The following is a 24,951-nucleotide window of genomic DNA, read 5'->3' as shown; positions in this document are numbered from 1 at the left end:
AGGAGAGTGCGCGGTGTCATGCCGCGGTTTGCGCCTCCTGAATCGCCGCCTCGACCAAGGCCGCCGCCGCCCATTCGGCAACGGCTTGTGCGCGTTCGGCTGAGAGCCCCCAGATGTCCTTCAGCACGACCAGCACCTCGACACCGAACACCAGCGAGAGCGCCTGAGCGAGGTGCTCGCGGGCTTCGGAGGACACCTTGCCCTCGAGAGGGGCGGTGACCTGTCGCAGGAGTTCGACGCGGTGGCCGCGCGTCAGCTGCGGTTCGTTACCAAGCGTGCCGGCCTGGCGCTGCGCCCATTGGTCAAGCGTAAGCTTCAGTGCCGCCTTGAAGGTTGCCTCGAACTCGTCGATGCGCGGCATGGCGGTCGCGAGAAGATCGGCAATGCGAGTCCGCGCATCGGGCGCTTCGGAGCGCCAGTCGAGGATCGGGCCAAGCGCCTCGTCCACCACCGCATGAACCAGCGCCGCCTGGCTCGGAAAATAACGATACGCGGTGGCGCGCGAAACTTCGGCGGCTTCCGCGACCTCGCTCACCGAGGGCGTGATGCCGGACTGCATCAGCCGCGTCGCGGTCTCCAGCATGAGTTTGCGTGTGCGGGCCCGGGGACCGCGCTCGCTGCGCAAGGGGGATTCACTCTGTTGACGTGAGATATCCATGTCTTTATGATACGCGCATCTCATAAATTTGCAAGAGCCGGCGAACCGGCCGGCATGAGGCGGCAAGTGCTAGGGAGGGCCAGGGCCGCCGGGGAGGAGAGATGAAGCAAATCTACGTCGTCGGCACGGCCGATACGAAGGGGGAGGAGCTCGGTTATCTTGCTTCCTGCATCGAGGCGGCCGGCGGGCGGCCTGTTCTGGTCGATGTCGGCACGCGTCGTCCCACGATTGCGGTCGATATCTCCGCCGAAACCGTGGCGTCCGTGCATCCGGACGGTCCCGCCGCGGTGCTTTCGGGCGACGACCGCGGGACCGCGGTCGCCGCGATGAGCGAGGCGTTCGCGCGTTTTCTTCCCACGCGGGGCGACGTCGCCGGCGTGGTGGGGATCGGTGGCGGCGGCGGGACGTCGATCATTGCTGCCGGCATGCGCAGGTTGCCGCTCGGGCTGCCGAAGGTCATGGTTTCGACGCTCGCTTCCGGCAACGTGGCACCTTATGTCGACGTCTCTGACATCATCATGATGCCGTCGATTACCGATATGGCTGGGCTCAACCGTGTGAGCCGCACGATCCTGCACAACGCGGCCGAAGCGATTACCGCCATGGCTAACCGGCCAGCGAAGGAAACGGCCTCGAAGCCAGCTCTCGGCCTTACCATGTTCGGTGTGACGACGCCCTGTGTGACTGCCATGGTCGAACGACTGAAGGCCGACCATGACTGTGTTGTCTTTCACGCCACTGGCACCGGCGGACGCGCGATGGAGAAGCTTGCAGACAGCGGTCTTCTTTCGGGTGTGCTCGACATCACCACCACGGAGGTCTGCGATCTTCTCTTCGGTGGCGTGCTGCCGGCGACGGAGGATCGTTTCGGCGCAATTGCGCGCACCAAATTGCCCTATGTCGGTTCGGTCGGAGCATTGGATATGGTGAATTTCTGGGCACCCGACACGGTGCCGAAGCGTTATGCCGGCCGGATCTTCTACCGCCACAACCCCAACGTCACGCTCATGCGCACAACGGCGGAGGAGTGCGCCGCGATCGGAAGGTGGATTGGCGCAAAGCTGAACCTCTGCAAGGGCCCACTCCGGTTCCTGATCCCGGAGAGAGGCGTGTCGGCGCTCGATATTGAGGGCGGCGCCTTCTTCGATCCTGCGGCGGATGCGGCGCTTTTCGAGGCACTGGAAGCCACCGTCGAAACAACCGACGCGCGCCGCATCGAATGGCTTCCGCTCCACATCAACGATCCGCAGTTCGCCGAGGCCGCAGTCGCCGCCTACCGAGACATCGCCAACCCCTGAAAGAGACGCCGATGCCAGTAATCCCCCGCAAGACCATTCTTGAAAAGTTCCACGGCATGATCGCCGCCGGCAAGCCGATCATCGGCGGCGGGGCAGGCACAGGGATTTCGGCCAAGGCCGAGGAGGCGGGCGGCATCGACCTCATCATCATCTATAACTCCGGCCGTTACCGCATGGCGGGCCGCGGTTCGGCGGCCGGTCTGCTCGCCTATGGAAACGCCAATGAGATCGTCAAGGATATGGCCCTGGAGGTGCTGCCGGTCGTGAAGGCGACACCGGTACTCGCCGGCGTAAATGGCACCGACCCATTCGTGTTCATGCCGCAGTTTCTCGCGAACCTAAAAGCTATGGGCTTTTCCGGCGTACAGAATTTCCCGACCATTGGCCTCTTCGACGGGCGGATCCGGCAGAGCTTCGAGGAGACCGGCATGGGCTACGGTCTCGAGGTGGACATGATCGCCGAAGCCCACCGGCTCGACCTGCTGACGACGCCCTATGTCTTCAACGAGGAAGAAGCGATTGCGATGACCAAGGCCGGTGCAGACATCATCGTCGCTCATATGGGCGTTACTACGGGAGGCGCGATCGGCGCCACGTCCGCGGTGTCGCTCGACGACTGCGTGAGCGAAATCGACGCGATAGCGGCGGCCGCACGTTCGGTACGGAAGGACGTCATCGTGCTTTGCCACGGGGGACCGATTTCGATGCCGGAGGATGCACGCTACATCCTGGATCGTTGCCCAGCCTGCAATGGCTTTTATGGCGCAAGTTCCATGGAACGCCTGCCGGCCGAGGTGGCGATCCGCAAGCAGACGGAAGACTTCAAGGCGCTTGCCATCAGTACGGTGGTCTGAAGCGAGCAAGATGCGGGAGGAGGCCGCGGCATGGCGAAGGACAAATATTTTCTCTATCCGAAGGATGTCGACAGCTTCGGCTTCGACTGGGGCCGCCTCGCACTGACGGTCGCGCCGGAGGTGAACGGGGCCGAGCGCTTCTCGGGTGGTGTGGTGGACTTGCCGAGCGGTGAGGGGCATGCGCGTCACAATCATCCCGGCTCTGAGGAGATCATCTTCGTCATCTCGGGCGAGGGCGAACAAATGGTGGAGGACGAGAACGGCAATCCGGTGACGCAGAAGGTCGGGCCGGGTTGCACGGTCTATGTACCGGAAAGCCGGTTCCACTCGACGAAGAACACGGGACCCGGGCCGATGCAACTGTTTGTCGTCTATTCGCCGGCCGGCCCCGAGCGTGCGCTTCGCGGCCTGCCGGATTTCCGATTAATCCCGGCTGGTGCCTGAGGCGCGCGGCAACGGCTTTTAGGAGAAAACCGTGAACATCAGTCCAAGCGAAGCGCGGGCGGTGGAACCGCCTTTCGATGCGGCTAAACTCGACAGGCTTATGGAGGAGGCGGGCATCGACGTGCTGCTCGCCACCTCCAAGCACAATACGCAGTACCTGCTCGGTGGCTACAAGTTCATCTTCTTCGCCGCAATGGATGCGATCGGCCACAGCCGTTATCTGCCGATCGTCGTTTATGAGAAGGGCTCACCCGACCACTCAGCCTATGTTGGCAACCGCATGGAAGGGGGAGAACACCAGAACAAGCCCTTCTGGACACCCAGCGTGCTTACGGCGACCTGGGGCACGCTCGATGCGGCAGAACTTGCCGTCGAGCACCTGGAGAAGATCGGCAAGGCGGGTGCTCGCATCGGCATCGAGCCGCCGTTCCTGCCTTCCGATGCGCGGGACCTGTTGGCTTCTCGCCTAGAAGAAGCGCGCTTCGTGGATGCGACGTATACGCTGGAGCGACTACGCGCAATTAAGACACCGCAGGAGCTTCAAAAACTCAAGCTTGCCTCCGAACTGATAACCGATTCCATGCTCGCTACCATCGCGGCGGCACGGGAGGGATCCACGAAGGGCGAGATCATCGAACGCCTCAGGCGGGAGGAGACCAATCGCGGGCTCCACTTCGAATATTGCCTGCTGACCCTCGGCGCCAGTCACAACCGCGCCGCCTCGCCGCAGGCGTGGGCGAAGGGCGAGGTGCTTTCAATCGATTCCGGTGGCAACTATCACGGCTATATCGGTGACCTTTGCCGCATGGGCGTTCTCGGCGAGCCCGATTCAGAGCTTGAGGACCTGCTGGCTGAAGTGGAGGCGATCCAGCAGGCGGCCTTCGCCAGGATCAGGGCCGGCGCTTTCGGCCGCGAGATGATCGCTGCGGCCGAAGCGGTTTTGAAAAGCTTGCCTTCGGCCTCTTTTACCGACTTCTTCTGCCACGGCATGGGTCTCATCAGCCACGAAGCACCCTTCCTGATGACCAACCACCCGGTCGCCTATGAAGGCGTGGACGCGGATCGGCCTCTGGAGGCAGGCATGGTCATTTCCGTCGAGACGACGATGCTTCACCCGAAGCGCGGTTTCATCAAGCTCGAGGATACGCTCGCCGTCACGAGTGACGGATACAAGATGTTCGGCAACAGAGGGCGCGGCTGGAATCACGGGGCGGCATAGCGGGCGGGCAACCTCCCGCGGCAAGACGAAGCCCGGCACGATCGTGTGCCGGGCTCGCAGTCTTATTTATTGTGGTAGATTTCGGTGCCGAGAACCTTAAGGCACTCCCGCATGAAGGCAGCAAGGGCCGTCCAGCCCTTTGCCGATACCATCGTGCCGTCGACATAGGCTTCGGTGGGGGAGAGGTCGATATAGGTGCCGCCGGCCAGCGTAACTTCCGGCTCGCAGGCGCCGAGAGCGCCGACCTTCCTGCCGCGCACGACACCGTCGACGGCAATCAGAATTTGCACGCCGTGGCAGATCGTAAAGATCGGCTTCTGCTTTTCGTGGAAGTGCCGCACGATCGCCTGCACGCGTTTGTCTGTGCGGATGTATTCCGGACCACGGCCGCCGGCGCAGTAAACGGCGTGATACTCGTCGAGTTGAGTTTCTGCTTCCGCGAATGTTTTGTTAATGACGACATTATGGCCGAGTTTCTCGGTGTAGGTCTGGTCGCCTTCGAAGTCGTGCAGGGACGTGCGCAGGATGTCGCCGGCCTTCTTGTCCGGGCAGACGATATGGACGGTATGACCGACGGCCTCCATGGCCTGCTGGAAGACGAAGATTTCGTATTCTTCGGTGAAATCACCGGTAAGCATGAGAATTTTCTTGCCTGGCATGTTTTCTCCTCCTCTGCCGCGGACGAACTTCTCATTCGACTGGATGGGTTGGTCTCTTGTTTCAGAGCGGCGTTAACCGCTTCTCTCCAGCTATCGGGGACCCCTCCCTCTGGGCTTCTTTGCCCTCTGCGTATATCATGGAGACATCAGAAGAGTCCTATGCGTTTCCGATCTAGAGTGCTGGATTGGATTCGGCGCTGTCGAGCTGAACATGACTTGAGTGCGCGTGCGTGATACGTCCGTACCTTTCGGCGCTCAAGACTGCAAGAATGACTGCACAAATCGATATGTTTTCCGACGATGTTGTCGCTCGACCCGAGAAGGCTGCGCGGGCGCTGCATCATAAGCGATCCACACCGCCGGCAGCGGTTGAAGAGGCAATGGCAGCCCATTTGATCTCTACAGGGCGGTATCGCATTCTGAGGAACTCGAACCCCGCCCGGTCATCACAAGCGTTCGGCCTGAATTTCCGCTGAAGGGCGTCATCCTCGACACCGAAACAACCCGGCTCAACCATCGCAAGGATGAGATCATCGAAATAGGGGCAATTGCCTTCACGTTTGACGAGCGTGGCAACATCGGCGACGTCACTGGCCTCTATGGTGGTTTGCGGCAGCCGAGCATTTCCATTCCTGGCGAAATCACCAGGCTGACAGGCATCACCGATGAGATGGTGGCCGGACAGCTCATCGACATGAGGGCATTGGGAACGCTTATCGACCCCGCCGACCTGGTCATCGCTCATAACGCGGGTTTGACCGCCCGTTTTGCGATGCTTTTTCGTCGACTTTTTCAGGCAAGGCATAGGCCTGTTCCAACTCCGAGATCGACTGGTCCTCACGTGGATTCGAGGGAACGAAACTCGGCTAACTGCTTGGCCAGGCTCGCTTCTTTCATGATGGCCATGGAGCGGTCGACGACTGCTTTGCTCCGCTGGAAGCACTCGCTCGGGAAACCGCTTCCCACTCCACGACAGCATTTGCGGAGCTCTACAGCTCAAGTCAGCGCTCACGGGTGCGCATTTTTGCCGAGAACAGCCCCTTCGACATGAAGGATCACCTCAAGGCCCGCGGTTACCGGTGGTCGGACGGGAGCGACGTGCGCCCGAAATCCTGGTGGATCGAGGTCAATGAACCGGAACTGGAAGGCGAACTGCGGTATCTCAGGTCCGAAATCTATCGATACCCTGAGGCAGACCCACCAACCAAGTACCTCACTGCTTTCGATCGGTTAGGGCCTGATGGCTGTAACGCATGTGTCCCAAAGACTGTTGCGGCTGATGCATACCTGCAGTGCAGCATAAACTCTGGCGGACGGCGCTTGTCGCAGTATGATCATTTTCACCGAAGCGATGCTCCTCCTCCCGCAACGCTTCGAATTTCAGACGGCCCACTCCTCCTCCCAGTAGGACGTCTGTTGGAACAGCGGCACTCCTCCTCCCAAGTCGCTGTTCGGTTCTTTTAGGAAAGCCTGCCGCACCTCCTCCCGCGGCAGGCTTTTTTATTTCGGGGCGATGCCCGTCAGAGTCCGAGGTCAAGTTGGGACTGTGATTGCGCATTACTGATTTCGGAGGCCGTCAGCGTTGAAAGCGCGACACCGAGCAGCCTCACAGGTCGCTTGAATGGATAGACGGTTGCCAAGAGGTCCGACGCCGCAGCAAGGATTTCAGGAATGCCCGCAAACGCTGCTGACCCGGTCCGGCTCCGCGTCGCCAAGGTGAAGTCCGAGTATTTGATTTTCACGGTGACCGTCTTGCCGCTGATGCCTTGCGCCTCGCAATAGCGCCAGACCTTCTCTGCGAGCGGTTTCAGTTCCGCGGTCGCCAGATCGAGATCATTGATGTCCTCGACGAAGGTATCCTCCGCGCCCACGGACTTGCGGATCCGGTTGGGCTTCACCTGGCGCTCATCGATGCCACGGGCGATGCCATAGAAATACGGACCCGACTTCCCGAAATGCTCCACCAGGAATTCAAGCGTCTTCTCCTTGAGATCGAGTCCGGTCTCGATGCCATATTTCCGCATGCGCTCCGCAGTCGCCGGCCCGACCCCATGGAATTTCTTGACGGGGAGGGCCTCGACGAAGGCCGGTCCGTTCTTCGGCGTGATCACTGCCTGGCCGTTGGGTTTGTTGAGGTCGCTTGCCATCTTGGCGAGGAACTTGTTGTAGGAGATGCCGGCCGACGCGTTGAGGCCGGTGACGGCCTTGATCTTGGCACGGATCTCCAGCGCGATCTCGGTGGCGATGTCCATGCCTTTCAGGTTCTCGGTAACATCAAGATAAGCCTCGTCAAGCGATAGCGGCTCGATCATCGGCGTGTATTCCGCAAAGATCTCCCGTATCTGCTGGGACACCGCCTTGTAGACGTCGAAGCGCGGCGGCACGAAAATCAGGTCCGGGCACTTTCGCTTGGCGGTGACCGACGGCATTGCCGAATGAACGCCATAGGCGCGCGCCTCGTAGCTCGCCGCAGCGACCACGCCACGCGCGGCGGAGCCTCCGACGGCTATAGGCTTTCCGCGTAAATCGGGGTTATCGCGCTGCTCGACCGACGCATAAAAAGCATCCATGTCCAAATGGACGATTTTGCGAATGGGGGTGGGGCTTATGTCGTTCATGACGGCTTCAGCGATGGCGAGGGGATCGGCGCATTACCGGAGGATCTGCGCCGAAACAAATAGGGAACATACCAGCCTTTACCGCGATATCAACTGTTCGACCGACCTGACCCACGCGCGCCCCGCGAAACTACGGACCGCCGGCCGCGTTGTCATCTGTGAACATCGACGATCGGGAGGCAGACGCCGGCGCCGCTCCTCGTACGACTGGAAGGGTCCGCGAAACCAATGGCTGACAATCTTTCGAAATACCGCGCCAAACGCGATTTCAAGAAGACCAGCGAACCGAGCGGTAAGGTGCAGGTCAAGCCATCGAACCGCCGCCGCTTCGTGATCCAGAAGCACGACGCCACGCGGCTTCACTATGACCTCAGGCTCGAGCTCGACGGCGTGTTCAAATCCTGGGCAGTGACCAGGGGGCCATCGCTCGATCCTAGTGACAAGCGGCTCGCTGTCGAGGTCGAGGATCACCCGCTCGACTACGGCGACTTCGAAGGCACGATCCCCAAGGGCCAGTATGGTGGCGGCACGGTGATGTTATGGGATCGCGGCTACTGGGAGCCGGAGGGTAGGAAGTCACCTGAAGAGGCCCTGAGGAAGGGCGACTTCAAGTTCACGCTTCTTGGCAAGCGGCTGCATGGCAGCTTCGTCCTGGTGCGGATGCGCAACGATCGCGATGGCGGCAAACGGACCAACTGGCTGCTCATCAAACATCGTGACGAACATTCGGTTGAGGGAAACGGCGCGGCGATCCTCGAGGAGAACGCGACTTCCGTCGCCTCCGGCCGCGGCATGGAGCAGATCGCGGAAGGCAAGGGCCGCAAGCCACGACCGTTCATGATGGCGAATGCGGATGTAGAAGCGGATGCCGTCTGGGACAGCAAGCACGGTCTGGCGGCTGACGAGCGCAAGAAGAGATCGCGCAAGAATATCGCGACTTCCACGACAATCGACCTGCCGGGCTTCGTCGCGCCGCAGCTCTGCGAGACGCTTGCGCGGCCGCCGGCCGGCGACGACTGGCTGCATGAGATCAAGTTCGACGGTTATCGGATCCAGATGCGCGTCGCCCAGGGCAAGGTGACGCTGAAGACGCGCAAGGGTCTCGACTGGACCGCGAAATATCCAGAGATCGCCGATGCTGCATCCGAATTGCCCGATTGCATCATCGATGGCGAAATCTGCGCCCTGGACGACAATGGTGCACCCGATTTCGCAGCACTCCAGGCCGCGCTCTCGGAAGGCAAGACCGCTAACCTTGTCTACTTCGCCTTCGACCTGCTCTTCGGTGGCGGCGAGGACTTGAGGTCGATGCGATTGATCGAGCGGAAGAAGCGGCTCGAAGACTTCCTCGCTGCCGGGAGCGATGATCCGCATATCCGCTACGTCGAACACTTCGAATCCGCCGGTGACGCGGTGCTCCGCTCCGCCTGCAAGCTGTCGCTCGAAGGTATCGTCTCCAAGCAGATGGATGCGCCCTATCAGTCGGGCCGCACCGATACCTGGGCAAAGTCGAAATGCCGGGCTGGTCATGAGGTGGTGATCGGTGGCTATGCCAGGACCAACGGCAAGTTTCGATCTCTTCTGGTCGGCGTTCACCGCGGCGATCACTTCGTCTACGTCGGCCGGGTCGGCACGGGCTTCGGCGCCGAGAAAGTCGAGATGCTGCTTCCGAAGCTGAAGGCGCTCGAGACGACAAGATCGCCCTTCACTGGTATCGGTGCTCCGAAGAAGCAGGCGGAAGTGGCCTGGGTGAAGCCCGAACTCGTCGCCGAAATCGAATTCGAAGGTTGGACGGCCGCCGGCCTAGTTCGTCAGGCAGCCTTCAAGGGTCTGCGCGAAGACAAGCCAGCCGCGGAGGTCGAGACCGAAAGGCCGGCATCGCCGGCCAAGACCGACACACCCGAGCCGGCGCCGAGCGCAAGGACGAGGGCGGTTCGCCGCAAAGGGGCGAAGGCCGAAGTGATGGGCGTCCTGATCTCCAGCCCCGACAAGCCACTCTGGTCGGACGCCGGCGATGGCGAGCCGGTCACAAAGGAGGACCTTGCCCGCTATCATGAAGCTGTCGGCACCTGGCTCATCGAGCATATCAGGGGCCGGCCCTGCTCGATCATTCGGGCGCCGGACGGCATTGGCGGCGAGCAATTTTTTCAGCGACATGCGATGCCCGGCACGTCCAACCTGCTTGAGCTGGTGAAAGTCTTCGGCGACAAGAAGCCCTACCTTCAGATCGACCGGATCGAGGGGCTCGCGGCGATCGCCCAGATCGGCGGTACCGAATTGCATCCGTGGAACTGCGAGCCCGGCAAGCCGGAAGTGCCTGGTCGTCTGGTGTTCGATCTCGATCCTGGTCCTGACGTGCCGTTTGCTGCTGTGACCGCGGCCGCGCGCGAGATGCGGGATCGCCTCGACGCGCTCGGCCTCGTCAGCTTCTGCAAAACCACAGGCGGCAAGGGATTGCATGTCGTCACGCCATTCACTGTGAATAAGCGCAAGCCTCTGTCGTGGACGGAGGCCAAGGGTTTCGCGCATGACGTTTGCGAGCAAATGGCGCGCGATAATCCCGATCTTTATCTCATCAAGATGAGCAAGAGCCTCAGGAGTGGGAGGATCTTTCTCGACTATCTCCGCAACGATCGCATGGCGACCGCCGTGGCGCCGCTGTCGCCGCGCGCGCGGCCCGGCGCCACTGTCTCGATGCCGCTCAACTGGACACAGGTGAAGTCCGATCTCGACCCGAAGCGCTTTACCGTTCGCACCGTGCCTGCGCTGCTTGCGAAAACCACTGCCTGGCAGGACTATTGTGATGGCGAGCGGCCGCTCGAACAGGCGATCAAGCGCCTTGGAAAATCCAGACGGGCCGCGTGAGCACTAGGTGCCGCCCGGGTCATGACCGATGGATGAAGAAACGAAAGACCAGGCTTCCAGGCCCGCCCGTGTGGGTGCGACGACCGACCTGCCGCATGACCGAATAACGGTGGCACGGTTTCGGGAGGCGTTCCCGCGGGCGCGCTGGAGCGACAGGCTGAATGCCTGGTTCGTTCCGGGCCGCACCGCCGAAAAGCGCATCAGCCGCTGGCTGGCCGAGATGGAGGCGGAGGCCGATAGATTCGCTGATGAGAAGGGCAGGGACGCGTTCGCCTTCGATCCGATCGAAAGCCGCTATCTCGAGGCGACGACCGCCACGTTACAGATCCAGACGCCCTATTCACGGACGGTCGTCAACGAGATCCGGGAAATTCCGTATGCACGCTGGGACGCCGATCGCCGGCTATGGACCGTCCCTTACCGCTCGTTCAATGAACTCCGGAAGCGATGGCCCACGATCGAGGCGGCGGCGGAGCGCAGTGAGCCGGAAGCACGGCAGGCACGGCGCGAAGCGATCAAGGGAACGCAAGAAGACGAGGCATCCAAGGCGAGGATGAAGGAGCGGCGTCGGAAACGCTATCCCGTTCCTGCCGATTATGCTCCGCCCTTTGACCGCGCCGTCGGCACGCATGTCGGCGTCGTTTTCTTCATCGGCACTGACGGCGAGCTGGCCGACCCGGCGACGATCAGCACGTTCTACTTCCCCGCCGAAGATGGCGAGGAATATGTGTGGACGTCGTGGCGATCGGGCTCGCTCGAAGAACTGGTGACGACCTGGCCCGCACGAACGCCGCCGAACGAGCGCGAGCTCGAACGGGGTTGGTGGATGCCTGATCTGGAGGAACTGCGCGTGGCGCGGCGCAACGCCAAATCAAGGCGACGGGCCAGAGAGCGCAACGACAAGAAGGAATGCTCCCGGTGAAAAATCAGCAAACCGCGCTTGAGGTCTTCCGGAGCCTGCCTCCCGTCGAGACGCGCGAACTGGCCGGGCTTTGGAAAGGACACGGCATCCCGACGGGGCATCCATTCGACGGTGTGCTCGAAAATCTCGGCTGGTTCGGCAAACGGTTCACGCCGGACATGCGCGCCGATGCCTTGCTGTTTCGATCGGGAGACCGGCGACTGGTCGCGATTGATCCGAAGTGGATCCCGTTTCGATTGGCGTTGCGTTTTCACGAGGTCGGCAGGATGCGCATCGCGCGCAACCTGTTTTCCTACCTGCAGCGTCGGCTGCGGGCGAGGGGTCCGGTCGCCTCCTTGAAGACAATGGTGTTTGGCGGCGTCGAGAGCGCGGCCATGGTCTATGACCATCAACCCATTGTCGATCATTTCCGACGGATAGATGCGGACAGGATCATGGGCGCGATGACGATCAATGGTGACGATCGGATCTACTTCTTCGAACTCCAGCGCGTCGACGGACCTTGAAATGCGGGCAGCCGGTGATCATCTATCGCTCACCACCCGTATCGATGACCGCTTTTGCGAGCAACTGTTCTGCCGCGCGGTCGTCCGGGTCCGACAGGGCGCTCCCCGAAAGGGTCGAGCGCCCTGTTCTTTCATCGGGCCGCTTTTCAAATCTCGATGACGTCATACGTAGAACCATTTTCCTCCGTAAGGGTTCGCTTCGTCAGGAGGTCCAAGCTATGAAGCCTGAACAATTCCTTGAACGCTGGAAATCGGAGCATATCGACAGCGGCACGCAGCAGAGCGACGCGTCGAGGCTGGCCGAGGATCTTCTCGCTGATGCGGAGAAGGAGGGCATCAGTCGCGACATGCTGGTGGAAGCGGCCGGCGGCGGGCTCGTCAATTATATCGTCGGCGCTATCAAAGAGGCGGTCGAGGAGGAGCTCTGGTAGCGGTCATCCGCGGTCGGCTCGCCACCCTGCCTTTCAGACTCGCTCGCTCATGTCAAACACCGCGGCATTGTCCTGAACCTCGCGAAGGCCCTTGTAGGATGCGTGGCGCAGGCTCCCGTCATGGGTCCAGCCGCGAAACTCGATCTCCGCGATCAAGGTCGGCTGCGCGAAGATCTGGTTCTTGCCCTTGAGCGGCACCGCCGGCCGTTTGGTCTTGAGCCTGTCGAGAGTGGCGCGCAGGTATGCTGCGTCCTTCGTATTAAACCCGGTTCCGACCGAGCCGACATAAACCCAGTCATGACCTTTGCGGCCGGCGAGAAGAAGGCTGCCAAGCCCGCCGCGGGCAGTCAGCGACTGCTCGTAGCCGACGATCATGAAGCTTTCGCTCTGGACGCATTTGATCTTCAACCAGTCGCCGGTGCGACCGGAGCGATAGGGCCGATCCCGATGCTTGGCGATGATGCCCTCGAGGCCCATGGAGCAAGCCTTCTCGAGAAGTGCGGCGCCATCCCCGAACACTTCCTCGGACAACTGGATCGCGCCGGCGGAGCCGTCAAGAAAGTCTTCGAGCAGATGCCGGCGCACGGAGAGTTCTGTTCCTGTCAGGTCGTGGCCATCGAAATAGAGAAGGTCGAAAGCAAAACACACCGACTCCGTCGATGAACGCTTGCCGCCGCGTCCGCCGAGCGAGCGCTGCAGCGCCCCGAAATCGGACCGTCCTTCCTCATCGAGCACGACGGCCTCGCCATCGAGGATGGCGGTCCCGACACCGAGCTTGCTGGCGGCCTCGGCGATTGCCGGGAAACGATGCGTCCAGTCGTGGCCGCCGCGAGTGATGATCCTGACACCTTTCGGCTCGATATGGATTGCCAGGCGATAGCCGTCCCACTTCACCTCGAACACCCAATCTGGGCCTTTCGGCGGGACCGGCTTCAGGAGCGCCAGGCAGGGCTCGATGCGCTCGGGCATCGGGTCGAACGGAAGATTGGGTTGTGCCGGATTGCGCGGCCGGGCCGGTTTGGACTTAGCGACGGAATCGTCCTGCAGCAAAGGTTTGGCACGACGGCTCATTTGGTCACCCGTTTCTCAGTCGCGACTGACTTCCGCAAAGCGTCCATGATGTTGACGACATTGCTCGGCGACGACGAAGGTGCCACCTTGCTCTTGCCCTTCTGCGGCTTCGACGCCTTCTTCTCGGCCGCGATTATCTCCAGCAGGCGCATGCGGCCGTATAAAGCGCCACCGGACAGGTCACTTCTCCGAACTTGATATAGCCTTTCCAATTCGCTCTTGGACCAACCATGACCCTGATAATCCCGACGCAACTCAAGCGATTCAAGCGAATCAGCGGCGAATCGTTCCGAGTCGAAACGAATCATTTTTCAATAACTTGGCTGCGATCGCGTGCTCGTTTTGCGAGTCCCACTAGAGTCCTGATTCGGTGCATCTTTTCGGGGTCACGCGCGTTTTCTTGGAGGAACAACCGCAAGGGAGTCTCGTCGTGAGCAAGCGCGAACTGATCGATACCGGAACCGACAAACGCTATGTCCGTCGCGACAAGGAGGGCAAGTTCAAGGAGAGCGACGACGTCTCGCGGTCGCTGGCGGCCGACGCCCGGAACGATGCCAAACATGAAACCAAACCGGGCCAGGGTGACAAAGGCGATCGCAAGCATTGAGCCCAGGTGAAGCCTCTCGGCTGGCCATCGGCTACTTTGTCGTGCCGTGCTTGTTCGCGCGCTCCTGAATGAGCGCGCATCGCTCGATCAGTTGCTCAATCTATTCAGAATCTCCAAGCAGAAGGCCGTCATCGACCATTTTTGCGGAGTCCTCACTGAGCGCGCGGAGACCATCTTCGGACGGTGTCAGAACCAGATTGCTATTGACGGCGGCCGCATAGTCGATCGGTGACCGGTCGGCCGCCAGGGCCGATCGAAACCAGCATAATGGATGCAGCGATGGTGATGGCGTTCGTGCGAGCAGCGGATGTCGGGCTCAGCGGCACGGAACTCAAGCCGGAAATCGATGGCAATGCCGCCGTCCTTGCTCGACTGGAGGCGGTCCGCGGCGCGGTCGCGGTCAAACTCGGACTCTGTGTAGATCCGGCAGAGGCGGCTTCACGTACGCCGGCCTTACCGAAAGTCGCTTTCGTCAGTACGCCTCGAAATCATCGTGTGGCGGATGGGCAAAAAATCGCTTCAACACAGATTGATCTGATCGCGCGAGGTGTGTCGATGGGTCGTCTCCACCATGCCTGCATAGTTGAAACGCTCCGACGCCCTGCCCTGTTCTCCTCGCAGGTGACCTACATGCCCAAACCGAGGCCCTTCTTCAGCCCACGTGTGACTTCGTATTTGCAGCTGAGCTCTGCCCGCCCACAACAAGGCCATCGCCGCCACATTCTCGACCCGACGCTGGTGCGCCGGCCGTTTGGAAGGCTCGCATTGATCGTAATAGGCACCCCGTACCAGTGACGGCAACTGTGCCGAAAGACGGGCTGCAAGGTCGGAGGGCAGGCGATCGCGCACGCTGTGAAGAACGGCACTCAAGATATGCCATGCACGCTGACGGTCCGGCCCCTGATGTTCCATGATTTCATAGAGCCGGACATTGGTGATCTGAAGCGTCTTATCGAAGACGGCAACGCCGGAAGCGCTCATGGTCCCCTCCTGCTTTCATGTGATGATCGCCGAACCACAAGAATAGCATCGACGTTCCGGCCGCTATCTTCCGCCGCTTCAGGTGGACTGCCGCGGTATGCACGGGCGAGATCACATAGCCGGTCGCCGGATCCACCTGACACCATGGGGCGCATCGATGGTGTTTGGCAAAGGAGCCTCAACCGGACTGATCCAGGGTGGTCAGATCATTGAGAAAATCCCGGCACCAGCGCGAGACGTCGTGCTCCAGCAGGTGATCCATCATCGTCTTCCAGCGCTCCTTCCGCTCTTCTAGCGGCATGCTGAGCGCGCGCGCGATGGCGTTGGCGGTGCCCTCTATGTCGTATGGGTTGACGAGCAACGCTCCCCTTAGCTCGCGGGCAGCTCCGGCGAAACGCGAAAGTACAAGGACGCCAGGATCGTCGAGATCCTGCGCGGCCACATATTCCTTGGCAACGAGGTTCATCCCGTCCCGAAGGGGCGTCACCAGCCCGACTTTGCCAAGCCGGTAAAGTCCGGCCAGAATATGCCGGCCCACCGAGCGGTTGATATAGCGTATGGGCACCCAATCAACGGCGCCGAGAGCACCGTTCACCCTGCCGGCCTGTTCGGCAACAGTACGCTGCATGGCTTCATACTCGGGAACTTCGGAGCGGGACTTCGGCGTGATCTGTAGATAGGTGACACGACCCTGCTGTGCCGGATTGGCCAGGATGAACCGCTCAAACGCGTCGATGCGCTGCGTGATCCCCTTGGAATAATCGAGGCGATCGACACCGATGATCAGGCTGCGGTGTTCGATGCTTTCACGCGCTTTCCTGACGGTCTTGTTGGTCGATGCCTTTTCGGCCAACTCGGCAAAGGCCGCGGTCTCGATGCCGATTGCATAAGTGCCGCCCTTGAATAAGCGGCCATAGGCAGTGAAGCGGCCTCCGCCAAGTTCGTCGCCACTGCCTTCCCGCCTAAGACAGCCGGCGAAGTTCTCAAGGTCATGATCGGTCTGAAAGCCGACGACATCATAGTGCGACAGGCCACGCATGATCTCCTCGTGAACAGGCATGGTGAAGAGCACGTCCGCGGGCGGCCAGGGGATGTGAAGGAAGAAACCGATGCGGTTCTTCAGGCCCATCTGCCGCAGTTCCGCTGCCAGAGGGATCAAGTGATAGTCGTGCACCCAGATGACGTCATCGGGTTTGACAAGGGGCGCCAACCGCCGTGCGAAGAAGCGGTTGACGCGGAAATATCCGGCCATTTCCTTGCGGCCATATTCGGCAAGATCAAGCCGGTAGTGGCAGATCGGCCAAAGAACCCGGTTGGCGAAGCCGTGGTAGTATTCCTCGACATCGGTGTCGGTCAGATCCGTCAGAGCATAGTTGATATTGCCCTCCTGCAGTTGCGCAAGCGGCTCCGGCTCTTGCTCGCCGCCCGATTTTCCCGACCAGCCCATCCATATGCCGCCTTGCTCTTCGAGGGCGGCTTTCAGCGCGACCGCCAGCCCGCCCGCCGGGGCAATGCCGCCTTTGTCCGGAACGGGCACGCGATTGGACACAATGACGAGACGGCTCATGCCGGATTCCTTTCATGCATGAAAATATGTCAGGTGCTTAAATATTTTAGGAGGCCAATTCGGCGATGATGTCGCGCAGGGTATTGGCAGAGCGAATGGAGCCAAGGGCTTCGCTTGCGGGCAAATGCGATCCGATGCGGATCGAATAGCCGCCGAGCCGATTGGCCGTTCGAAACATCGCTTCGTCTGTCACATCATCCCCGATCGCCAGCGCGCGTCTGCCGGCGAAGGCTCGCTGCGCGAGAAACGCCGCGACCGCGTGGCCCTTATCGGCGCGGGCCGGGCGGATCTCGATTACCATCTTGCCGTGCTGGATCGTCCAGTTTGGCCCTGCCCGGATCAACGCCCGCTCCATCAGCAGTTCAACTTCGAGTTTTCTGGCCGGCGCCAGCCGGTAATGGGCCGCGACTGCCGCTCCCTTGTCCTCGATTAGAACTCCCGCCCAGTTGGCAGTCCCGGCGACAAGATCGGCCTTCAGCCGCTCGAACTCCGCCGTCGCTGCGGCCTTATGTACGAAGCCGTCCGGATCGCGACGCTCGGCACCGTGAAGCCCGGCGACGGGAAAATGGGACAGTGAGAAAAGCTGGTCGACATAATCAAGAGCGCGACCGGTCACGAGCGCCAAGGCACCGCCGAGTTTTCTTGACAAGGCATCCAGATTCGCTGGCAGCGAAGGCGGAACGATCACGGCATCCGGCGTTGCGGCGAGGTCCAGCAAAGTGCCATCGATATCGAGGAACAGAGCCCAGTTGTCCAGATCCGTCGAGAGAGCGGAGAGAAAGTCCTCCCCTAAGGCGGCCTCCGAGGCGCTGAGAAGCTGCGTCTGGCATGACATGACGCTATGTCTACCTCAGATCGCTATTGCCGGCCAACCCCAACTTTCATCAATGACCGGCGATACTTGCGACTGCCGGCGAGCTCGTTTTCCTTGTCTTTGGCGCAATCGCCCAATTTGACCGACGACTGACCTCGAAGGACGGCATTGTCGCTGCAAGCGCACAAGGGCTCTGCCGTCAGCCTCTAGACCTGAAGAAGGTCGAGGCTGTGTTAGCAGTCATTGCGCTCCGGATATCGCCTGGCCGGCTGGATGACGGCCCGCATGGTGATAGGCGACATCATCTATCTGGCAGCGGCGCTCGCTGGCCTTGCTTGCATCGCTGAAACGTTTACGACCCTATTGATCGTTATCAAGTGGGCCGGGGTTGCCTACCTAAGCTGGCTTGCCGTGCAGTTCTGGCGCGCCAATCCCACGACAAAGCGGCCGGAGCGCGTTCATGTCCGGCATTCTCATTACGCTGGGCAATCCAAAGTCCGTCCTATTTATGTGTCCATTTTGCCCACGGTGATCGATGTTTTCGACGGTGAACATGGCGGACGCCTTGCTGCTTTTAGCTGTCACCTGAATAATCTTGTCGGTGCGCAATACCCCTTCGCGATGGCCGGTGCGCGGGCCCGGCACGCGCTGAGCTCTCCGCGCGGTGAAGTTGATGAACCGCGTATTCGATATAGCCGCTCTTGCCTCTCCGCCGCTGGTCGTCGCCTTCGCGCGCGCCGGTACGGTGAAGCTCGATATTCTGTCCGATCCGATCGGAACGACCGCCGACGGCCGGAAGATCACCCTCTCCATGCTTTGGCCGACCGGCGCCGAGATCGACGAGCCCTGGCGCAGGCTTCAAGTCCGCGCGACTCAACCTGATCGGCATGGGCATCCTGCCGTTGCGATTGCCCGCGGAGTTCTGTCCCGACCGGCTGAAGCTTCAGCTGGGAGACGTTGTCGAAGTTGCGGCGGATCCGGCGACGATTTCTCCGCGCTGCCCGGTGCCGGTGACGATCTTGAGGAAAGACGGCAGCAGTTTCTCGTTCGGGGCAGACGCGGCGGTAGAAACCAATGTCGAACTCCGGACGCTCAAGGCCGGCGGTCTCCTGCCTTTCATCCTCGATGAAGTGCTGAGATCGTCCGGTAACGCAAAGTCTGCGAAAACTTCGCTTCAGTGACGGTTGCCCACCCGAACGAAGTCGGGCGGGACACGCCGGCGGTGCATGTCGCCGGCTACGGAGGACCCGTGGCTTCTACGCTGTAGCCCTTTCGATCAGCGTCCAGAGCAGTTCCTTTTCCTTCGGCTTCAGATCGGTCAGCGGCGGACGCACCGGGCCCGGTGTCCGGCCGATGAGTTCGACGCCCGCCTTGATGATCGATACCGGATAGCCCTGCTCGCGGTCGCGCAAGGCCGCGAAGGGGAAGAAGAAGCTGTGCAGGATCTCTTCCATCGTCGCGCGATCGCCGGCACGCATGGCCTTGCAGAAGCGCTGTGCCAGTTTGGGCACGAAGTTGAAAACGGCCGAGGAATAGGTCGTCACCCCGACGCCGTTGAAGCCTTCGGCAAAGAGCTCGTGCGTCGGCATGCCGCCGATATAGCAGAGCCGATTGCCGAGCTTGGCGGTAACGTGGCGGACGAGATCGACCTTGCCGGTGCCGTCCTTAAAGCCGATGAGATTGGGGCATGCCTCGGCGAGACGGGCGACGGTTTCGGCATTGGCCACCGAGTTCGCCCGGTTGTAGATGATCACCCCCAGCCCGGTCGATTCGCAGACCGCCTTCACATGCCGGTAGATACCCTCCTGCGGCGCTTCCATGAGATAGTGGGGCAGCAGCAGAAGGCCGTCGGCTCCCGCCGCTTCGGCACGGCGGGCCGTCTCCCTGGCAAGCGCCGTGCCGTAGCCGCAGCCGGTAATGATCGGCACGTTTCCCGAGGCCTCCTTCGCCGCGCGTGTGACATCGCCGACCTCTTCCGGCGAGAGGGAAAAGAACTCGCCGGTGCCGCCGGCGGCGAAGAGGGCCGCCGCGCCGAAGCCGGCAAGCCACTCGACGTGGCCGCGATAGCTTTCGAGATTGAGGCTGAAGTCTTCTCGGAAGTGGGTGACTGGAAACGACAATAGCCCCGAAGCGATGCGAGACTTGATCTCATCTGGCGACAAAGGACCTTCTCCATGAATTGATATTATGTCATTTGCAGTCATATGATGACATCGAGAGGGAGTCAACCGCCCAACCCTAACCGTCGATCGGCGCCCCGCCCGTACCCGACGGCGCAGGATAGCGTCGAATCCAGAGCGGCGGTCTTTCATATCGGTCGCTGAAGGGACTTTTTGCGAAAGTCATAATATGTATTTCCGGGGGCGCGAAATGCTGCAGCCGATAGAAGAAACTGGTGAATATAACTACCGCAAAACTTGCGAAGCCATCGCCGGCTGTCTACTCAGCGGAGTCGATCAGATTGCGTCGGGAAAGGACGAAGAACCGTGGAGCAGGCAGGGAAGGAAGCCGGCCGCCGGAGGGCGCTTTGGGCGGCGGTTGCGATTGTCGCAATCGTTGCGGCGGGTGCAATCGGCGGCAAGATCGCGCTCGAGAGGAAGGTCAACGAACTGGTCGCAGCGCGCGGCGGCACGGCGGCCTCCGTCGATGTGGATCTCCTGGGACGCATTCATCTGCGCGACGTGACGCTGCCGCTCACCAACGGCGTGAATGTCCGTGTCACGGCGATCGACGGACGACCCAAGATCCTCTTCCTGAACGGGATGCTCGAGGTAAGCGACCTCAGCGTCCAGTCGTCAACGGGCAAGATCTCCGTGCCGCATGCAAGCGTCGAGGACGCCAATCTCGATCCTGGATTGCTGGCCGAACTCGTCAGCGGGAAAAGCACTGCCCCGCTGTCGAGGCGCATCGAAGGCCTTGCGGTGAGACGCGTTTCGGCGCCCGAGGTCACCGTCAGCCAGGCGATTGCCGGCAGCGAGCAGAAGACGGTCTACAGGAACGTGGCCCTCGCCGACATCGCAAATGGCCGGGTCGCGCGCTACTTAGCCGACGGCGCCAGCTTTGAATTTGCCATGGAAATCCCCGACGGGCTTGGAGGTACGAAGCAGGAGCGCATGACCGGTTCGATCGGTGCAATGGCGGGACAGGACTTCGACGCGGCCTATATGGCGCGCCTCTATACGGAAAAGGCGGGGCCAGAGGACAAGGAGGCAAAGCCGCTCTACGGTCCCCTTTCGGTCAAGGCCATCGCCTTCTCGAACAGCCAGACGCGTTTCGCCTATGACGAAATGCGCAGCAACGGGTTCAGCATGCGCATGCCGGCCGAGCCGCTTCTTGAATTGCTGGAGAAGTTGTCATCGGTCTCAAAGCCCGATGAGGTTGCTCCGGAGGAGCGGCGAGCCTTCTTTGCCCGGCTCCTGTCGCTGGCCGACGTGGTCGGCAAGGGCGACATGGAGATGCTTGGACTCAAGATCGACGCGCCGGAAGAGAACGCCGAAACCAAGGGCGAGAGAATCAAGCTTGCAATCGATCGCCTGGCAGTCCGGCTCGACGGCCGGACGTTCGATGCGGCGCTTAACGGCCTGTCGATGGGCGAGGGCGGCGACTACGTCAAGTTCTCCGAAGCGAGCATTACCGGCTTTTCGTGGGATTCGACGCTCAAAGCGCTGCAGAAGATGGCTGCGCTGGACGAGCAACAGCTCAGTACCTTCCCCTTCACCACGCTCTTGCCGGAGTTCGGCACGTTCCGCGTCGCAGGAATTGACGTCGACCTGCCCAACCCCGAGACGAGCACGGACAACGCCGATGCGGAAGGCTACGCCGAAACCGATGACCCGGACGCGCTTGCCGAAGAGGGGCTCGTGCCTGATACGGAGCAGGCCGACGTGGCGGATCAGCAGACGAATAAGCCTGCCGCCGCCGTTCTCGAACGCATCCGCTTCACGCTGAAGAATTATGAGCTAGCGCTCACCAAGCCCTATAACGGCATTCCGACCAATGTCCGCGTCAGCTACGAGGATCTGAGCGTGCCGCTCTCGGAGGCCGCGAAGGACGAGACCTTAGCGGAACTCCGCAAATTGGGTTTCGAAGAACTGGTCCTCTCCTCGAACATACAAGCGGCCTGGGATGAGCCCAATCAGGCGCTGGTGATCGAAGACATTTCGGTCAGCGGCAAGGATGTGGGCAGCCTCTCCCTTTCCGGCCTGATGGGGGGCTTCACCAAGGACTTCTTCTCTGGCAATCCGGCCATGGCCCAGGTGGCGCTCTTCGGCCTCACGGCGCGGGAAGTGAAGCTCAAGCTCGAGGACAAGGGCGGCATGGCCAAAGGCATCAAATTTTATGCCGGGCAAAACGGCATGACAGAGGACCAGGCGCGCGGCATGTTCACGATGATGGCAGCGGCGGTGTTGCAGCAGTTCGCTGCCGACCAGCCGAAGCTCAAGGGCACCGTCGACGCGCTGTCGCGCTTCATCGCCAAGCCCGGGATCTTCAGCCTGACGGTCAGGTCCAAGGCCGAAAACGGCGTTGGCGCGTTCGATCTCGTCGCGGCTTCCGAGAACCCGCTGCTTCTTCTCGACAAGGTCGAGCTCGAGGCGGCCGCGCAATAGGCCGCCTCTCCGGGCCCCGCCGCCGCGCAGGGCCCGCAGGTCAAGGCGCATAGTTCCCGATAAGAAGCGCCGCTCCTCGGGCCGCAGTGCCCTGGAGCCCCACTTGGAGAGCGTGCTCGGAAATGCATGGCTGCCTAAAGGCTGAAAGAGTGGTAAATTAGGCATTGCTTATGGAAATTCCTGCCCATGCTCGCCGCTGTAGGCCGAGCAGCTTCGTGGAAGGGGCGGCGTCGATGCCTTTCACGTCAGTATCAGTGCCGGTCATCGCCATTGCTCTTTTATCGGTGGTTCTTGTCTTGCCGAGCGACGCCCATCAGGCGGGCGGCGGCTGGGCCTATCCTCCGGCCTGTTGCAAGGCCAACGATCTCGGAGGAGACTGCGCCGCCATACCGGCTTCCGATGTAAGCAAGGGCAGACGCGGATTCTCCGTCACGCTCCGTCCTGGAGACCACCCCCTCGCCACCAGAAGCCACTGGTTCTTCATCCCCTATGGAGATGAAATCCCGTCAGGAGACGGCGACTATCACATCTGTCTTCATCCGACCGAAGACGACTTAAACTGCTTCTTCGCGCCACCGGACACCGTTTGACGAGGTCCTGCATCAGCTGCACCAGAGCCAAGAACTGGACTGGCTGAAATTAAATCAGCGTTCAACTTTCGGAGTTATTCGTGCGGGTATTGTCGATTTCTACCCGAGTTGATTTTGATGAGCGAATTTCAAAACAAAGCTGTTCGGCTGATGGCTGCCTTTGGAGAAGACTCGCTGAGTGATCTCGAAGAGCGCCAGAGAATACTCCTGCTTACGTCCCTGGAACTCTACCGCGCCCTCGGCGGGTCCTTTGATCAGCTCGAGGCGCTCATCATGGGCGATGAGCAGGAAACGCCTCGGCGCGTCGATTTGGTCATAGGCGATCTGATGGGCGAACTCGCGGCCATCGGTCACCTGTATGACCTGGACATCATGCAAGCCGCCCATAACACGCTCGACAGGAGACTCCGAGAGGGGCTGTCTTTCACTGATTCTTAATCGGCTAATATTACTCTGAGTTGTCCGACCGGGTGCACTGGCGCCAAATACAACCGCATGCATGCGAGGTCGGACACGACAATTCTGCCGCCGCAAATTCTAAGGTCCTGACCTCACGCCTCACTATTCGACGTCGTCACGGGCGCATCGCCTGCGACGTTTCTTTGAAAGGCGCTGCATGATGGCAATTGTGAGTTCGTCCAAACAGCTTGCACTACAAAATCGCAAGGAACTTTTCTACAATGTATTTGCGACCCTGAACCGCCTGGGGATCGACGCATCTCCGGTGAACTACGAGCTCATGTACGAGATCGTCAGCGGCAACAACCCGGAACTTCGCGAAAAATTTGCGCGGCTTGCAAAGCCGATCTCAGAAGAGGAGCTCGATGCGCTGGCACGGACCTACCTGCCGCATCACTTCGGCACGTCGATCCATGACCAGTCCGCAAATCGCCTGCAGGGCGAATTGACGACGCTGAAGGAGTCGCTGCTGTCTGGTCAGAACTCGCTGTCCAACTACACCAGCATGCTTGGCCAGGCGACCGGCAAGATATCCTCGGCCGATCCGCGCGACATGAACACGATCCGGTCGCAGCTTCGGGCGATCCGCCAGATGACGGAAGTGCAGCACTCGGCGAGCACGCAGATTCTCGAGCGCGTATCGGACCAGTTATCGTCCGTCGCGGCGATTACCGGCGACGTGGAGGCGTTCGAGCGGACAAAGTTCACGCACCTCGTCACCAATCTCGCCAACCGGCGCGGCTTCAACAAGAGGCTGGCTGAACTCTATGGCGTCGAAACCTGTCCTGATGGCGTGTCGCTTCTTCTCTGTAACCTACTGGTCCTCGACCCGTTCGAAGCCAAGGAACTCATCAAGATCAAGGAAGCCATTCTGGAGCGCCTCGGCCTTGCCGTAACGCGGGCCGTCCAGGCGACCGACTTTGCCGCCTGGCTGGAGCGGCCGCAGATCGGCATGCTCGTTTGGACGACGGCGGAGGCGGAGATCCAGAAGATGGCTGACCAGCTTCGAAAGAGCTGCCTTGCGACCTTCGACAGCCGCCAGGCGAAGATGCCTGCCGTCGTCGCCCGGTTCGGCTGCAGCAACACCTATGATGCAAGCACGGCCGCGGAACTTGTGGGGCAGGCGGAAAAAGCGCTGCAGGCTGCCACAGACACGACAGGCGAGAAGGTCGTTTTCTTTTCAACGGGCGGCACCAGCGCCCGCAAGGATTGGATGCTCTATCGCCGCTGACCAGCAGGCTATGTTGCCGCTATATTGAAAAAGCGCCGAGGGCGAGAGGATTGGCGAGGGTAGAGGGACGTCTCCGAGCCAGGAGTGGACGTAGACGGAAGTATATACTGACAAATTCCTGGTGTTGTATAGAATGATGCTATCCAACGTATACAGTACCTTGCTGTAATTATAAGTTGATTCATATTTTTCAGGTACAGATAAACAGTAAAGACAACGTCGCGAGGAAGCTATGCCGTACAAGGACAGTGTTCAGCGTGTTTCTGCGAGAACGCAGACCCAGATAACCGGAAACGTCAGCTGCAAGACAGGATCGAGCAACGGGGTCGTCAAGGATCTTTCCGAAGAGGGGATATGCTTTCAGCTCTTTTTCGACATCGGCGCGCGCACCGGACAGGAGGTTACGATCCGCAGCCAAGAGCTTGGTCTCCTGACCGGCATTGTCCGGTGGAGCCGGGGAGACCGCATCGGCATCAAGCTCAAGCTCTCATCCAACACGGCCGCCCAGATCGCCTCATACTACAAGTTCTTCCAGGGCTGAGCGCCTGCC

The 24,951-nt window shown here is 60.8% G+C and carries 25 protein-coding genes and 2 pseudogenes; 16 read left to right on the top strand and 11 right to left on the bottom strand.

Annotation, left to right across the window (positions count from 1 at the left end; translation table 11 throughout):
• Positions 1-16 precede the first annotated feature (16 nt).
• Positions 17-658, bottom strand: coding sequence for a TetR/AcrR family transcriptional regulator (locus tag CO664_RS14500; RefSeq protein WP_037418667.1), 642 nt, complete (start codon positions 656-658; stop codon positions 17-19).
• Between the two features lie 101 nt (positions 659-759).
• Between CO664_RS14500 and CO664_RS14495 the strand changes: the two genes are divergently transcribed.
• The 4 genes from CO664_RS14495 to CO664_RS14480 are packed head-to-tail and all read left to right on the top strand — an operon-like array spanning position 760 to position 4,473.
• Positions 760-1,956, top strand: a complete 1,197-nt coding sequence (locus tag CO664_RS14495; RefSeq protein WP_097539146.1) for a Tm-1-like ATP-binding domain-containing protein — start codon at positions 760-762, stop codon at positions 1,954-1,956.
• A gap of 11 nt (positions 1,957-1,967) precedes the next feature.
• Positions 1,968-2,810 (top strand): phosphoenolpyruvate hydrolase family protein, encoded by an 843-nt coding sequence (locus CO664_RS14490; RefSeq protein WP_037418672.1) that lies wholly within the window; start codon positions 1,968-1,970, stop codon positions 2,808-2,810.
• 30 nt (positions 2,811-2,840) lie between these two features.
• A complete protein-coding gene (locus tag CO664_RS14485; protein WP_037418676.1) occupies positions 2,841-3,254 on the top strand; it encodes a cupin domain-containing protein in 414 nt (137 codons plus the stop codon).
• Between the two features lie 31 nt (positions 3,255-3,285).
• Entirely contained in the window at positions 3,286-4,473 is a 1,188-nt protein-coding gene (locus tag CO664_RS14480; RefSeq protein ID WP_097539145.1) for a Xaa-Pro peptidase family protein, read from the top strand.
• A 62-nt stretch (positions 4,474-4,535) separates the two neighbouring features.
• Here CO664_RS14480 and CO664_RS14475 read toward each other — a convergent pair whose 3' ends face one another.
• Complete coding sequence (locus CO664_RS14475) at positions 4,536-5,132, bottom strand: DJ-1/PfpI family protein (protein ID WP_097525718.1); 597 nt, start codon at positions 5,130-5,132, stop codon at positions 4,536-4,538.
• Positions 5,133-5,401: 269 nt separating this feature from the next.
• Between CO664_RS14475 and CO664_RS14470 the strand changes: the two are divergent.
• A pseudogene (locus CO664_RS14470) lies at positions 5,402-6,362 on the top strand (3'-5' exonuclease); the annotation flags it as partial.
• A 290-nt stretch (positions 6,363-6,652) separates the two neighbouring features.
• Here the strand turns inward: CO664_RS14470 and dinB are convergent.
• Complete coding sequence (dinB, locus tag CO664_RS14465; protein WP_097539144.1) at positions 6,653-7,750, bottom strand: DNA polymerase IV; 1,098 nt, start codon at positions 7,748-7,750, stop codon at positions 6,653-6,655.
• 228 nt (positions 7,751-7,978) lie between these two features.
• Between dinB and ligD (CO664_RS14460) the strand changes: the two genes are divergently transcribed.
• The 4 genes from ligD (CO664_RS14460) to CO664_RS14445 all read left to right on the top strand — a co-directional run bounded on the left by ligD (CO664_RS14460) (position 7,979) and on the right by CO664_RS14445 (position 12,474).
• Entirely contained in the window at positions 7,979-10,615 is a 2,637-nt protein-coding gene (gene ligD / locus CO664_RS14460) for a DNA ligase D (RefSeq protein WP_097539143.1), read from the top strand.
• A 28-nt stretch (positions 10,616-10,643) separates the two neighbouring features.
• Entirely contained in the window at positions 10,644-11,537 is an 894-nt protein-coding gene (locus CO664_RS14455; protein WP_037418689.1) for a hypothetical protein, read from the top strand.
• A complete protein-coding gene (locus CO664_RS14450; protein ID WP_097539142.1) occupies positions 11,525-12,043 on the top strand; it encodes a DUF4334 domain-containing protein in 519 nt (172 codons plus the stop codon). Before CO664_RS14455 ends, CO664_RS14450 begins: the two co-directional genes overlap by 13 nt.
• A 218-nt stretch (positions 12,044-12,261) precedes the next feature.
• On the top strand, positions 12,262-12,474 hold the full coding sequence (locus CO664_RS14445; RefSeq protein WP_097539141.1) for a DUF768 domain-containing protein: 213 nt from the start codon (positions 12,262-12,264) through the stop codon (positions 12,472-12,474).
• 33 nt (positions 12,475-12,507) lie between these two features.
• Here CO664_RS14445 and ligD (CO664_RS14440) read toward each other — a convergent pair whose 3' ends face one another.
• Together ligD (CO664_RS14440) and CO664_RS31220 are read right to left on the bottom strand one after the other, a co-directional pair.
• The gene (gene ligD / locus CO664_RS14440) at positions 12,508-13,545 is read right to left on the bottom strand and encodes a non-homologous end-joining DNA ligase (protein ID WP_097539140.1); all 1,038 of its coding nucleotides are present in this window, start codon (positions 13,543-13,545) and stop codon (positions 12,508-12,510) included.
• Positions 13,542-13,853, bottom strand: a complete 312-nt coding sequence (locus tag CO664_RS31220; protein ID WP_234820270.1) for a hypothetical protein — start codon at positions 13,851-13,853, stop codon at positions 13,542-13,544. Before CO664_RS31220 ends, ligD (CO664_RS14440) begins: the two co-directional genes overlap by 4 nt.
• 122 nt (positions 13,854-13,975) lie before the next feature.
• On the opposite strand from CO664_RS31220, the gene CO664_RS14430 reads away from it, so the two are divergent.
• Positions 13,976-14,152 carry a hypothetical protein gene (locus CO664_RS14430; protein ID WP_097539139.1) on the top strand — a complete coding sequence of 59 codons (177 nt, stop codon included), beginning with the start codon at positions 13,976-13,978 and terminating at the stop codon, positions 14,150-14,152.
• A gap of 519 nt (positions 14,153-14,671) precedes the next feature.
• Here the strand turns inward: CO664_RS14430 and CO664_RS31215 are convergent.
• The 3 genes from CO664_RS31215 to otsB form a co-directional block, all read right to left on the bottom strand.
• Positions 14,672-15,133: a DUF2267 domain-containing protein gene (locus CO664_RS31215; RefSeq protein WP_234820259.1), complete on the bottom strand. Its 462-nt coding sequence runs from the start codon at positions 15,131-15,133 to the stop codon at positions 14,672-14,674.
• Between the two features lie 178 nt (positions 15,134-15,311).
• Entirely contained in the window at positions 15,312-16,700 is a 1,389-nt protein-coding gene (gene otsA / locus CO664_RS14410) for an alpha,alpha-trehalose-phosphate synthase (UDP-forming) (protein WP_037418705.1), read from the bottom strand.
• 46 nt (positions 16,701-16,746) lie between these two features.
• A complete protein-coding gene (gene otsB / locus CO664_RS14405) occupies positions 16,747-17,535 on the bottom strand; it encodes a trehalose-phosphatase (protein ID WP_097539137.1) in 789 nt (262 codons plus the stop codon).
• A gap of 252 nt (positions 17,536-17,787) precedes the next feature.
• Between otsB and CO664_RS31700 the strand changes: the two are divergent.
• Positions 17,788-17,910: pseudogene (locus tag CO664_RS31700) on the top strand (LysE family translocator); the annotation flags it as partial.
• On the opposite strand, the gene CO664_RS31695 reads toward CO664_RS31700, so the two are convergent.
• Entirely contained in the window at positions 17,911-18,327 is a 417-nt protein-coding gene (locus CO664_RS31695; protein WP_348627794.1) for a hypothetical protein, read from the bottom strand.
• 74 nt (positions 18,328-18,401) lie between these two features.
• Here CO664_RS31695 and CO664_RS31205 point away from each other — a divergent pair, with 74 nt between their 5' ends.
• Entirely contained in the window at positions 18,402-18,695 is a 294-nt protein-coding gene (locus CO664_RS31205; RefSeq protein ID WP_234820256.1) for a hypothetical protein, read from the top strand.
• 75 nt (positions 18,696-18,770) lie between these two features.
• Here the strand turns inward: CO664_RS31205 and kdgD are convergent, their stop codons facing one another.
• Positions 18,771-19,676, bottom strand: a complete 906-nt coding sequence (kdgD, locus tag CO664_RS14390; protein WP_097539136.1) for a 5-dehydro-4-deoxyglucarate dehydratase — start codon at positions 19,674-19,676, stop codon at positions 18,771-18,773.
• Positions 19,677-20,000: 324 nt separating this feature from the next.
• Here kdgD and CO664_RS14385 point away from each other — a divergent pair, with 324 nt between their 5' ends.
• Positions 20,001-22,121, top strand: a complete 2,121-nt coding sequence (locus tag CO664_RS14385) for a hypothetical protein (RefSeq protein WP_176536580.1) — start codon at positions 20,001-20,003, stop codon at positions 22,119-22,121.
• 233 nt (positions 22,122-22,354) lie between these two features.
• Positions 22,355-22,711 (top strand): hypothetical protein, encoded by a 357-nt coding sequence (locus CO664_RS14380; RefSeq protein WP_083854014.1) that lies wholly within the window; start codon positions 22,355-22,357, stop codon positions 22,709-22,711.
• Positions 22,712-22,810: 99 nt separating this feature from the next.
• Here CO664_RS14380 and CO664_RS30700 read toward each other — a convergent pair whose 3' ends face one another.
• Positions 22,811-23,098, bottom strand: a complete 288-nt coding sequence (locus CO664_RS30700) for a hypothetical protein (RefSeq protein WP_162109105.1) — start codon at positions 23,096-23,098, stop codon at positions 22,811-22,813.
• A 229-nt stretch (positions 23,099-23,327) separates the two neighbouring features.
• On the opposite strand from CO664_RS30700, the gene CO664_RS14370 reads away from it, so the two are divergent.
• Positions 23,328-24,401 carry a diguanylate cyclase gene (locus tag CO664_RS14370; protein ID WP_097539135.1) on the top strand — a complete coding sequence of 358 codons (1,074 nt, stop codon included), beginning with the start codon at positions 23,328-23,330 and terminating at the stop codon, positions 24,399-24,401.
• Between the two features lie 232 nt (positions 24,402-24,633).
• A complete protein-coding gene (locus tag CO664_RS14365; RefSeq protein WP_037418722.1) occupies positions 24,634-24,942 on the top strand; it encodes a PilZ domain-containing protein in 309 nt (102 codons plus the stop codon).
• Positions 24,943-24,951: the final 9 nt, after the last annotated feature.

The organism is Sinorhizobium sp. NG07B, from assembly GCF_002532005.1.
GTDB lineage: Bacteria > Pseudomonadota > Alphaproteobacteria > Rhizobiales > Rhizobiaceae > Sinorhizobium > Sinorhizobium fredii_C.
Note: the sequence above shows the minus strand (reverse complement) of the source record. Positions and strands in the feature narration are given on the sequence as shown.